Annotated in this window: 9 protein-coding genes; 6 read left to right on the top strand and 3 right to left on the bottom strand. The window is 72.4% G+C overall.

Annotated features, from left to right (window positions below):
• Positions 1 to 200 precede the first annotated feature (200 nt).
• From ACTHNQ_RS11125 to ACTHNQ_RS11115, 3 genes are all read left to right on the top strand, one after another.
• Positions 201 to 767, top strand: a complete 567-nt coding sequence (locus ACTHNQ_RS11125) for an HhH-GPD-type base excision DNA repair protein (RefSeq protein WP_440333430.1) — start codon at positions 201 to 203, stop codon at positions 765 to 767.
• A gap of 4 nt (positions 768 to 771) precedes the next feature.
• Positions 772 to 1194: a DUF1801 domain-containing protein gene (locus ACTHNQ_RS11120; protein ID WP_018173319.1), complete on the top strand. Its 423-nt coding sequence runs from the start codon at positions 772 to 774 to the stop codon at positions 1192 to 1194.
• Positions 1195 to 1476: 282 nt separating this feature from the next.
• A complete protein-coding gene (locus ACTHNQ_RS11115) occupies positions 1477 to 4416 on the top strand; it encodes an ATP-binding protein (protein WP_440333429.1) in 2940 nt (979 codons plus the stop codon).
• Positions 4417 to 4594: 178 nt separating this feature from the next.
• Here ACTHNQ_RS11115 and ACTHNQ_RS11110 read toward each other — a convergent pair whose 3' ends face one another.
• On the bottom strand, positions 4595 to 5416 hold the full coding sequence (locus ACTHNQ_RS11110; RefSeq protein ID WP_440333428.1) for an ABC transporter permease: 822 nt from the start codon (positions 5414 to 5416) through the stop codon (positions 4595 to 4597).
• A complete protein-coding gene (locus tag ACTHNQ_RS11105) occupies positions 5413 to 6429 on the bottom strand; it encodes an ATP-binding cassette domain-containing protein (RefSeq protein WP_440333427.1) in 1017 nt (338 codons plus the stop codon). Before ACTHNQ_RS11105 ends, ACTHNQ_RS11110 begins: the two co-directional genes overlap by 4 nt.
• A 242-nt stretch (positions 6430 to 6671) precedes the next feature.
• On the opposite strand from ACTHNQ_RS11105, the gene ACTHNQ_RS11100 reads away from it, so the two are divergent.
• The 3 genes from ACTHNQ_RS11100 (at position 6672) to ACTHNQ_RS11090 (ending at position 10742) form a co-directional block, all read left to right on the top strand.
• On the top strand, positions 6672 to 8507 hold the full coding sequence (locus tag ACTHNQ_RS11100) for a choice-of-anchor K domain-containing protein (protein WP_440333426.1): 1836 nt from the start codon (positions 6672 to 6674) through the stop codon (positions 8505 to 8507).
• Between the two features lie 215 nt (positions 8508 to 8722).
• On the top strand, positions 8723 to 9190 hold the full coding sequence (locus ACTHNQ_RS11095) for an NfeD family protein (protein WP_440333425.1): 468 nt from the start codon (positions 8723 to 8725) through the stop codon (positions 9188 to 9190).
• Between the two features lie 37 nt (positions 9191 to 9227).
• Positions 9228 to 10742, top strand: coding sequence for a flotillin family protein (locus ACTHNQ_RS11090; protein ID WP_440333424.1), 1515 nt, complete (start codon positions 9228 to 9230; stop codon positions 10740 to 10742).
• Between the two features lie 76 nt (positions 10743 to 10818).
• Here ACTHNQ_RS11090 and ACTHNQ_RS11085 read toward each other — a convergent pair whose 3' ends face one another.
• Positions 10819 to 12174, bottom strand: coding sequence for a glycine--tRNA ligase (locus tag ACTHNQ_RS11085; RefSeq protein ID WP_440333423.1), 1356 nt, complete (start codon positions 12172 to 12174; stop codon positions 10819 to 10821).
• Between the last annotated feature and the right edge of the window lies 1 nt (position 12175).

The following is a 12175-nucleotide window of genomic DNA, read 5'->3' as shown; positions in this document are numbered from 1 at the left end:
CGGCGCGGAACGATCGGGCATCGGGCTCGGTCCTCCGCGAGGTCGGTGGGCGACGCGAGCTGCCTCGTCGTCGCGCGTGGCTGCGCCGGCGGACCCCAGCGCTCGTCCTGCCAACCTAACCCGACAAGCGCATTCCCGCATTCGGAGGGCCCGGGTGCCGCCGCTCACGCGCGACGCGTCGGCGGTGGGAGACTGGGCGCATGGCCCTTCACATCACCGGAGACACCGCCGCCGACACCCTCCTCACCGAGGATCCCCTCGCCCTGCTGATCGGCATGCTGCTCGACCAGCAGGTCGCCATGGAGACCGCGTTCGCCGGTCCGCTGAAGATCGCGGAACGCGCCGGGACCCTGGATGCCGCCGCCATCGCGAGCTTCGACCCCGATGCCTTCGCCGAGCTGTTCAAGGCGACGCCGGCGGTCCACCGCTTCCCCGGTTCGATGGCGGCACGGGTCCAGGCGCTGTGCGCCGCGGTCGAGCAGGAATGGGACGACGACGCGTCCGCGATCTGGACCCAGGGCGATCCCGACGGCGCGACCGTGCTGAAGCGGCTCAAGGCGCTCCCGGGCTTCGGCGAGCAGAAGGCCAAGATCTTCCTCGCCCTGCTGGGCAAGCAGTACGGGTTCACGGGCGAAGGCTGGCGCGAGGCATCCGCCCCCTACGGCGAGGACGGGTCGTTCCGCAGCGTCGCCGACATCGTCTCACCCGACTCGCTGGCCAAGGTGCGCGAGCACAAGCGCGCCATGAAGGCCGCGGCCAAGGGCTGAACGCGTGAACGCCGAGGTCGAGGAGTTCCTCGAGGGGGTCACGCCCGCGGTGCGGCAGCGCGATGCGCGCACCCTCCTCGAGCTCATGCACCGCGTCACCGGCGAAGAGCCCGCACTGCAGCATCCCGGCATCGTCGGCTTCGGGCGATACCACTACGAGTACGCGTCCGGGCGCTCGGGCGACGCCGCCGCGGCAGGCTTCGCACCCCGCAAGACGGCGACCGTCGTCTATCTCTCCGACGGGACGGCGGCCCACGCCGACGCCCTGTCGCGTCTCGGCCCGCATACGTCGGGGATCGGATGCCTCTACCTCAAGAACCTCGACGACATCGACCTCACGGTGCTCGAAGAGATCGTGCGCTCGTCGTACGCGACCCTGACAGCGGGCACGTTCGGGACGCGCGCCCGCGACGCCGCTCCGGACTGACGCCGGAACCGGAGGAGCGGTCGAAGACCCGTTGACCGGCATCCCTCCCGTCGTGCTCCATCCCCCTCGCACGCGGGTGCCCCACGCCGCCGCGGACCCCGTCCGAAGAGCCGCGGCGGACTCCGTCCGAATATCGGAGTCCCCGCTGTTCTCCGGAGCATTCGCCCGTGGCGCTCCGAGAAGCGGTGCGAACTCCGAGATCCGGACGGGTGCTGAGGGCAGAGCCAAGACCTGCTGCCCGACACCGGGGCAGAAGCGGGCACGCGCCCTAAGGTGGAGCGCGTGCGACTGCGGTTCTTCGGCGGCCTCTCGATCGCCGACGGCGACCGGACCCTCGAGGTGCGCGGGCGCGGGCAGGAGGCGCTGCTGTTCCGGCTCGCGCTCGACGCCGGCACGACCGTGGCGTACCGCGCGCTCGCCGAGGACGTGTGGCCAGACGACCCGCCCGAGGACGCCCGTGCGTCGCTGCAGTCACTGGCGTCGCGGCTGCGGCGCGCGCTGCCACCCGGGGTGCTCGAAGCCGTCCCCGGCGGGTACCGCCTCGCGGTCGGCCGCGCCGACGTCGACCTCGCCCGGTTCACCGATCTCGTCGAACGTGCCCGCCGCGCCGACGACGCGGATGCGGCCGCCGCCGACGCGCGCGCCGCGCTCGACCTGTGGACCGGCGACCCCTGGACGCCCGGCGACGGCTTCGACTGGGTCGTGCGCGACCTGCTCGAGGACCGCGCACACGCGGAGCGGCTCTCCTCCACGGCCCCTCGTCCTGCACCGGACTCGTCGGCGGCCGACGCCGCGCCGATCCCCGCCGCCCTCACGCCGCTCATCGGCCGTCTGCCCGAGCTCGCGCTCATCGACGGGCAGCTGGCGGCCGACCGGCTCGTCACGCTGATCGGGCCGGGCGGCGCCGGCAAGACCACGCTCGCCTTCGAGACGGCACGCCGTCGCCCCGGGTCGATCGTCGTCGAGCTCGCCCCCGCCGCGCCCGGCGAGGTGTGGGCGGCCGTCGCGGGTGCCGTCGGGCGCAGCATCCGGATCGGCGAACTGGTGTCGTCCAGCGCGCGCGACCGCGTGCTCGAAGCCCTGACCGGCCGCACCTCGCTCATCGTGCTCGACAACTGCGAGCACGTCGCGGCGGAGGCCGCCGGCGTCGCCCTCGACCTGCTCCGCGGAGCGCCCGGGACGCGCATCCTCGCGACCAGCCGCGAGCCGCTCGGGGTCGCCGGCGAGGCGTTCGTCGACCTCGGCCCGCTCCCTTCCGACGACGCCCGCGAGCTGTTCTCGCGCCGTGTGCGTGCGGCACGCGGGACCCCGCCCGCCCCCGACGACGACGACGCCGTCGCGCACATCGTGGCGCGCCTCGACGGGCTGCCACTCGCGCTGGAGCTCGCCGCCGCGAAGGCCCGCACATTGACGATCGGCGAGATCGACGCGGGTCTCGACGACCGCTTCGCTCTGCTGGCCACCGGCCCGCGCGCGATCGAGGCACGTCATCAGACGCTCCGGGCGCTCATCGACTGGAGCTGGGAGACGCTCACCGACGACGAGCGCACCGCCCTGCTCGCGGCAGCCGTGTTCCCGGACGGCATCGCGGCGGGCGATGCCGCGGTCGTCGCCCATGCATTCGGGGTGGATGCCGCCTCGTTCGACGCACTCGTCGACAAGTCGCTGCTGCACCGCTCGGATCGCCGTCTGCGCATGCTCGAGACCGTGCGCGAGTACGGCATCGACCGCCTGCGCAGCGAGGGACGCGAGGCAGGGTTCCGCGGCATCCAGGCGCGCGCCATGGCGGACCTCGCCGCCCGCGAGGACGCACGGCTGCGCGGCCCGGCCGTGCGCGAGGGCCTCGCGTGGTTCGACGCCGACGACGAGAACCTCAGCGCCGCGCTGCGCACGTGCGCAGAGCAGCCCGGCCTGGAAGAGGTCGGGCTGCGGCTCGTCCGCGCGAACCTGTGGACGTGGCTCATGCGCGAGCGCTTCGAGGAGCTCGCGAGCGGCATCACGCGGTTCTTCGACACCGCGGGCGCGCTCGACTCCGAGCCGGCGGTCGTCGTGCGCGGCGTCGGCCTGCTCGCCCGCGCGTTCGACGTCAGCCGCCGCGAGACCGACCGTCTCGCCCCGGACGCGATGCCCGACGCGCAGCACAGCGACCTCGTCTCGGACACCCGCACCCCGTCGGGCGCAGTAGAGCTGCTCGAGCGGGAGTCCCCCGCCGTCATCGCGGCGGCCGCCGTGCATCGCAGCGAGCTGTCGGCCGTCGTGGGCCCGTTGCTGCGCGGCGTCGCGGCGACCGCCCGCGAGACCCCGCCCGGCCGGCCGTGGCCGCGCACCACGGTGATCGACGACGAAGGCCTCGCCGACGCCCCGGAATGGTCGCGGGCATTCGTCGGCATGATGCGCTCGGCGATCGCACAGAACAGCGGCGACACCGTCACCCTCGGCGTCGAGAGCGAGAAGTCGCTCGCGGCCTTCCTGCGGCTCGGCGACGTGTGGGGCACCGCGTTCGCCAGCCAGATGCGCTCGGAGTGGCTGCAGCTGGCGGGTCGACTCGAAGAGGCGCTCGAGGTCGCCGACACCTCGACCGAGGCGCTCACCGGCCTGACCTCGACGGCCGATCTCGTGCAGCAGCGCGCGCAGAGCATCGGACTGCTGCTGCGGCTCGGCCGCATCGACGAGGCGCGCGAGCGCCTCGCCCAGACCGCCCGGCTCGCGCGAGACAAGGAGTCGCCCCAGGGCATCGCGCAGGCGGAGATGAGCGCCGCGACCATCGAGATCGCGGTCGGCGACGGCGCGGCGGCGCTGCGCCACCTCGACCGCGTCGACTCGGACGCGATGCCGTCGTTCCCCGACCAGCTGATCGCGTGGGCCCGTTCCAAGCGCGCGCAGGCGCTCGTGCTGCTGGGCCGCGACGACGAGGCCGCGGAGGCGCTGCGGTCGGCGCTGCCTGCGGCGATCGGCAGCGGTGATCACCCCATCGTGTCGGATGTGGCGATCTCGATCGCCGGCTGGCTGGCTGCCGAGGGGCGCGATGCCGACGCCGCGCGCGCCCTCGCGGCGGCGGCCCGCATCCGCGGCGGGGTCGACGCGCGGGAGCCGTTCCTGCGCGTGATGCGCGAGCGCCTCGGCACGACGACCCTCGATCTCGCCGCCGCAGCCACGACGACGACCGGAGACAGCCCCTCAGCTGAGGACGACGTCGCCATGCTGACCGCCCTGCTCGGCTGAGCTCCACCCGTCAGGTGCCGCCGCCGCCCGCCCAGGCGGCGCGACACGCGGTTCCTCCCCGCCGAGACAGCCAGACGCGCCCCTTTCGCCCCGGGAAGGGATGCCGCACCCCGCGCACGCCGGAGGGCCGGGGCCATCGGCCCCGGCCCTCGCTCAGCGCCGCGGGTGCGGCATCCGCTCACGCCTTGCGCATGTACGCGCGCACCGTGAGCGGCGCGAACACCGCGACGATCACGGCCGCGCCCAGCAGGGCGACGAAGACGTCGCCGGTCACCACGCCATCGTTGACGAGCGAGCGCACGGCGGTCACCAGGTGCGAGACCGGGTTCGCGTCGACGAACCACTGCAGCCACTCCGGCATGGTGTCGGCCGGCACGAAGGCGTTCGACAGGAACGTCAGCGGGAACAGGATGAGCATCGAGATGCCCTGCACGCTCGACGCGGTGCGCGCGATGACGCCGAAGAACGCGAAGATCCAGCTCATCGCCCACGAGCACGCGATGACGAGGAGGCCCGCCGCGACGACGCCGCCGAGCCCGCCCGCGGGACGGAAGCCCATCAGGAAGCCCATCGCGAACGTGATGGTCGTGGCGATCGTGTACCGCAGGGTGTCGGCCAGCAGAGCGCCCGACAGCGGCGCGATGCGGGCGATCGGCAGTGACCGGAACCGGTCGAACACGCCCTTGTCCATGTCTTCGCGCAGCTGCACGCCCGTCACGACCGAGGTCGTGATGACCGTCTGCACCAGGATGCCCGGAATGATGATCGGCAGATAGCTCGCGACGTCCCCGGCGATCGCGCCGCCGAAGATGTACGTGAACATCAGGGTGAAGATGATCGGCTGCACGGTCACGTCCACGAGCTGCTCAGGCGTGCGGCGGATCTTGAGGATGCCGCGCCAGGCCATGGTGAGCGTGTTCTGCACGGTCAGGGCCAGGCTCGTGCGGTTCGAGAGGCGCCGCTCGGTCGCCGGCACGATGGGGGTCGCGATCGCGGTCATGCGCGGACTCCTTCCAGTTGGTCGGCCGTCGCGTGGGCGGCCTCGTCGTCTTCCGGCACGCCCTTGCCGGTCAGGGTGAGGAACACCTCGTCGAGCGTCGGCTGCTGGACGCTCAGCTCCTCGAGGTGCAGGTCCGCGTCGCGGAACGCGACCAGCAGGTCGGCGACGCGGTCGGGGTCGCTCATCGGCACGGTGAGCCGGGCGGCCTCGGGCGAGACGACCGCGGTGACGCCGAGCACGCGCGCCAACTCGCGCTGCGCCTCGGCGATGTCGGACCCGGTACGCAGGCGCAGCAGCAGCGACGCCTGACCGACGGACGCCTTGAGCTCGAGCGCCGTGCCCTCGGCCACCACGGTGCCGCGGTCGATGACGGCGATGCGGTCGGCGAGCTGGTCGGCCTCGTCGAGGTACTGCGTCGTCAGCAGCACCGTCGACCCGGTCGCGACGAGGCGCCGGATCGTCGCCCACATCTGCCCGCGCGTGCGGGGGTCGAGGCCCGTGGTCGGCTCGTCGAGGAAGATCAGCGGCGGCTGCGCGATGAGGGATGCCGCGAGGTCGAGGCGGCGGCGCATGCCGCCGGAGAACTTCGCGAGCGGCCGCGTCGCGGCCTCGGTGAGCGAGAACTCCTCCAGCAGCTCGGCGGCCTTGCGCTTCGCGTCGGTGCGCGAGAGCCCGAGCAGGCGCGCGAAGATGACGAGGTTCTCGGTGGCGGACAGCGTCTCGTCGACCGACGCGAACTGCCCGGTGAGGCCGATCAGCTGGCGAACGATCTGCGGGTCGCGCGCGACGTCGTAGCCGAAGATCTCGGCCCGGCCGGCGTCGGGGCGCAGCAGCGTCGAGAGCATGCTGATGGTGGTGGTCTTGCCCGCGCCGTTGGGCCCGAGCACGCCGTAGACGGTGCCGGCTTCGACGGTCAGATCGACGCCGTCGACCGCGCGGTTGCTGCCGAAGCTCTTGACGAGCCCCTCGGCGCGGACCGCGGGGGTACGGGATGCGGAACTGGTGATGGTCATGTCGTCCAGCGTGCTCCGGGGTCGCTGTCGCGCCGCTGTCGCGACGTCGCCGCCGCTGTCGCCGCACTGTCACGCCGCTGTCAGGGCGTTCCGGCGGGCAGGGAAACGGATCTGCGGGTCCGCGTCATGAAACCGGACACCGTGCGTCCTGCACAGTGCAAGCGCATGTCGGCGGACCCGAAACCCACGATGTGCACCGATTCGAGGGCGCCCTACCCGAGGGCGCCGCTGGGGGCAGTTCCATGCACGATGCTTTCGCGCGCCCGCGCGCCTTCACCCATCCCTCATCGGCCGCGGGCCGAGGTCGGCGCCTGCTGACGGCGGCCCTGGCCACCGTGCTGCTGGTGGCCCCGGCATCCGTCGTCGCGGGGGTCGCGATGGATGTCCCACCCGCCGCCGCGGCCGCGGTGTCGATCCCGCTCGACGAGGACGTGCAGGCCCGAATGACCTCGCACACCGGGTGGAACGGCTCCACCGCGGCGAATCCGAACACCGGCGACTGCGTGCGGTACGGCTCGGCCGCCGACGCGGTCACCTCGGGGGCCATCGGCAATCCCGGCGGGGCGGCCGGCACGCAGTCGGCAGCCTGGGCCGACGGCGCCACCGGCTGGGTCGCGACCGGCACGACCGCGTACTCGGCGCACGGCCGCGGCGGTTCGAACTGCAGCACGGGCCTCGATCTGTCGTCGCAGAGCGCCGTGGGCTTCTCGCCCGCGTCGATCGCGTCGGTGCAGACCGGCGTCGCCTTCAACCTCGGCCGGATGGTCCACCGCAACAACCCGGTGTACACGACGAACCAGTGGTTCCGCGGCGAGATGGACGTGCGCCTGCTCGGCCTCGACCTGTCGTACGCGTGGCAGCTGCACGAGACGCCCAACCAGGCCGATCCGCCCGAGAACCCCGCCAACAACGACGTGCTCGAGTTCGTGAGCACCGTCAGCGAGCACTCGTTCGTGGGACCCGACGGCAACCGCTACACGCTGGTCGTGAGCGGCTTCGCCTCGCCGCTGGGCGACGGCACGTGCGCGGCGACCCTCGCCGATCCGGGCGAGGCGATCAACCGGTTCGAGACCGTCGAGCGCACCTCGACCTACGGATGCCTCTACGGCGAGATCCAGCAGGTGCGCAGCCTGACCGTGGTCAAGGCCGCCGCGGCCGCCCACTCGGCGCCCGACGCCATCCCGTCGTTCGGCTTCGCCACCGACGCCCGCACGCCGGGGTCGGCCTGGACCGACGACTTCGCGCTCGCCCCGACCGCCGTCGGCGCCGAGGGCGCCGCCTCGATCACGCGTGACATCGTGGTGGGCGAGAACCTGACGATCACCGAGGACGCGACCGCCGGACCCTGGTCCTTCACGAGCCTCGTGTGCGTCGACGGCACCGGCGCGACGCTGCCGATCACGTCGGGTCAGCGCATCGAGATCGCGGGCGACCTGTCGGCGACGGATGCCGCAGCCGCACCCATCACGTGCACGTACTCCAACACGTACGACCCCCGAGGCGACCTGGTGATCGCCAAGACCGTGACGCCGCGCGACGGCACCCCGGTCGCCGGGTTCACCGGCGGCGGGACGCGTTCGTTCGACATCGCCTACGCGTGCACGCTCGGCGGCGAGACCGTCGCCAGCGGCACCGCCGTCGTCACGACAGGGACCCCGGCGACCGTGTCGGGCCTGCCCGTCGGCGCCGACTGCGCGGTCACCGGTGAGAAGGTGTCGACCACGACCGGCGACTTCGCCGACGACACCTTCGCGTGGGACGGCTACACGGTGTCGGCCGCGTCCGCCGTCGTGACCGCCGACGCCCCCGCGACGCTGACGGTCGACAACCGCTTCGTGCGCGAGGAGCCCACGCCCACGCCCACGCCCACGCCGACCCCGCCGGGCGAGACCACGCCGCCGGTGACCCCGCCGGGCGGCGCGACGCCGCCCGCCCCGCCGACCGCGGGCGGCCCGAGCGGCGGACTCGCCCTGACGGGCGCCGGACCGGTGCTGCCGTTCGCCCTCACCGGCGCCGGCCTGCTGGCAGCCGGCGCACTGGTCGCACTGCTGCTGCGCCGCCGCAAGGTGCAGGACTGAGGCCGCGGGCGCGGTCGGGGGTCGTTCCCCAATTCCAGCCGGCCGCGCCCGCTTCCTGAGAAGGACGACGGATGCCGCGACCCATCGGGTCGCGGCATCCGGCGTTTCCGGCCCCTGATCTGGGACGACAGGTTTTCCACAGGTCCCGGCGCCGCGGCGTCGGCACCACTAGGGTGGGGGGGACCCGCCCCTCGTCCCCCCGACACGGAGACACCATGCTGCCTTTCCTCATCGTCGGAGGCGTCGGCCTCGCCGTGCTGCTGATCTCGCTCCTGATCGGCGACATCTTCGATCATTTCGACATCGGCGACGGCGCCATCTCCGGCACCGCGCTCGGCATCGCCGCGGTCGTGTTCGGCGCGTCCGGCGTCATCACCTACACCGCAGGCCTCGACACCGTGTGGGCCTATGTGCTCGCCGCGGTGCTGGCCGTCGTCGCCTATCTCATCGCGGTGCTGGTCGTGAAGCGGCTCACCAAGAGCTCCGACGGAGTGCCGGCGTCGGCCCTCGGGCTGTCGGGCGTCTCGCGGTCGGACATCTCGCCCTCCGGCGGCGAGGTCAGCCTCGACGGGCCGTCCGAGGTCGAGCGCCGCCTCGCGTACTCGGACGCGCCGATCGCCGAGGGCGTCCGCATCCGCGTGATCGAGCACTCCGGCACCCGCGTCAAGGTCGTCGCCGAGTAGCGGCATCCCGTCCCTCCCCCGTCACCAGAAGGAACCCATGCTCGACTCGACCCTCATCCAGGTCATCGCGATCGTCGCCCTCATCGTCGCGGTGCTCGGCCTCATCACCTTCATCGCCCGCCGCATCCGCCGCGTTCCCCCGAACGAGGCGCTGGTCATCGTCGGCCGCGGCGCCGGCAAGCCCGCCCCCGGCGAGTCCGGGAGCGGCCAGCGCGTCGTGATCGGCGGCCGCACGTTCGTGTGGCCGATCCTCCAGCAGGGCTTCTCGATCTCGCTCGAGCAGCGCCAGATCGGCATCACCGTCGAGGGCGTCGACAAGAACCGCATCAAGATCGCGATCAAGGCGTCGATCAACTTCAAGGTCTCGGGCACCGAGGACGGCGTGCGCCGTGCCGCGCAGCGCTTCCTCTCGCAGCAGGAGGCGCTCACCGACATCATCAAGGAGTCGCTCGAAGGGTCGCTGCGCTCCATCGTCGGCGACATGACGATCGAGCAGATCATCTCCGACCGCAAGAGCCTGTCGGACCGCGTGGTGGCCGAGACCAAGACCGACCTCGTCGAGCAGGGCCTGCAGGTCGACCTGCTGAACATCAGCGACATCTCCACGCCCGGCAGCGACTACCTCGCCAACCTCGGTCGCGCCGAGGCCGCGCGCGCTCGTCAGGTCGCCGAGATCAGCGAGGCAGAGGCATCCCGCGCCAGCGAGTTCGCCCGCATCGAGGCCGCCGAGCAGATCGCCGAGCGACAGAAGGCCCTCGCCCTCAAGCAGGCGGGCATCAAGGCCGAGACGGACCGCGCCAACGCCGAGGCGCAGGCGGCCGGACAGCTCGCGACCGCCGAGCAGGACAAGCTCGTCGCCGTGCAGGAGCGCGAGGCGCTCACCGAGCAGGCGCTCGTGACGCAGGAGCGCCTCGACATCGAGATCCGCAAGCCCGCCGAGGCGCAGGCGTACGCCGAGGTGCAGCGTGCGACCGCGCTGCGCGACGCGGCGAACGCCGCGACCGAGGCGGACGCGTTCAAGCGCACCAAGATCGCCGAGGCCAACAAGGTCGCCGCCGTGCAGGACGCCGAGGCATCGGCCACGGCCGTGCGCGTCGCCGGTGAGGCCGAGCGCGACAAGCAGGTCGCTCTGGCCGCCGGTATCAAGGCCGAGGGTGACGCCCGCGCCTCCGCGATCCAGGCCGAGGGTCTGGCCGAGGCCGCGGCGACGGACGCCAAGGCGCTCGCGCTGCAGAAGTACGGCGAGGCCGCACTGGCGCAGGAGATCATCTCGCGTCTGCCCGACATCGTGCGCGCGGCCGCCGAGCCGATCGCCTCGATCGACAAGCTCACGGTCGTCTCGACCGACGGCGCGTCCGAGGTCACCAAGACCGTCGGCAAGGTCCTCAGCGAGGGCACCGAGGTCGTGAAGGGGCTCACGGGGCTCGACCTCAACACGATCCTGCAGGCCTACGCCATCAAGTCCGTCGGGGCCGACGCCGCGACGGCGCTGAACACGGCCGCGGGTGCGGGCGCGAAGGCCGCCTCGGCCGCGGCCGACGCTGTGCGCTGACCTTCAGCCGGAACGACGGATGCCGCCACCCGGCCGGGTGGCGGCATCCGCTGTTCTCCGCGTCGAGCGTGAGGCGTCAGGCGCCGCGCAGGCGCTCCGCGAGGTAGGCGTGCAGGCCCTCCAGCGGCACGCGCTCCTGGCCCATCGTGTCGCGATCGCGGACGGTCACGGCGCGGTCGTCGAGCGAGTCGAAGTCGACCGTGATGCAGAACGGCGTGCCGATCTCGTCCTGCCGACGGTAGCGGCGGCCGATGGCGCCCGCGTCGTCGAAGTCGATGTTCCAGTCGCCGCGGAGGCTCTCGGCGACCTCGCGGGCGATCGGCGACAGCTGCTCGTTGCGGCTGAGCGGCAGCACGGCCGCCTTGACGGGCGCGAGGCGCGGGTCGAGCTTGAGCACAGTGCGGGTGTCGGTGCCGCCCTTCGCGTTCGGCGCCTCCTCCTCGTGGTACGCGTCGACGAGGAACGCCATCATGCTGCGCGTCAGGCCGAACGACGGCTCGATGACGTACGGCGTGTACTTCTCACCCGACGCCTGGTCGAAGTAGGTCAGGCTCTGGCCCGACGCCTCGGTGTGGCTGCTCAGGTCGTAATCGGTGCGGTTGGCGACGCCCATGAGCTCGCCCCACTCCTTGCCCGGGAACCCGAAGCGGTACTCGACGTCGATCGTGCCGTCCGAGTAGTGGGCGCGGTCGTCCTCCGGCACATCGAAGCGGCGCATGTTGGCGGGGTCGATGCCGAGGTCGACGAACCAGTTCCAGCACTCCTCAACCCAGTGGTCGAACCACTCCTGCGCGTCGGCCGGCGGCACGAAGTTCTCGATCTCCATCTGCTCGAACTCGCGGGTGCGGAAGATGAAGTTGCCGGGCGTGATCTCGTTGCGGAACGCCTTGCCGACCTGGCCGATGCCGAACGGCGGCTTCTTGCGGCTCGCGGTGAGCACGTTCGAGAAGTTCACGAAGATGCCCTGCGCGGTCTCGGGGCGCAGGAAGTACAGTCCCGACTCGTCGTCGACGACGCCGAGGTAGGTCTTCACGAGACCCGAGAACGCCTTGGGCTCGGTGTACTGGCCCTTGGTGCCGCAGTTCGGGCACGGCACGTCGGCGAGGCCGTTCTCGGCCTTGCGGCCCTTACGGGCCTCGAAGTCCTCGATGAGGTTGTCGGCGCGGAACCGCTTGTGGCAGTGCAGGCACTCGACGAGCGGGTCGGTGAACGTCGCGACGTGACCGGAGGCCTCCCACACGCGCTTGGGCAGGATGATCGACGAGTCGAGGCCGACCATGTCGCCCCGGCCCCGCACGAACGTCTGCCACCACTGGCGGCGGATGTTCTCTTTGAGCTCGGTGCCGAGGGGGCCGTAGTCCCACGCCGAACGGGACCCGCCGTAGATCTCACCCGCTTGGAACACGAACCCGCGGTGACGGGCGAGGGCGATG

Source organism: Microbacterium sp., assembly GCF_051953575.1.
Classification (GTDB): domain Bacteria; phylum Actinomycetota; class Actinomycetes; order Actinomycetales; family Microbacteriaceae; genus Microbacterium.
Note: the sequence above shows the minus strand (reverse complement) of the source record. Positions and strands in the feature narration are given on the sequence as shown.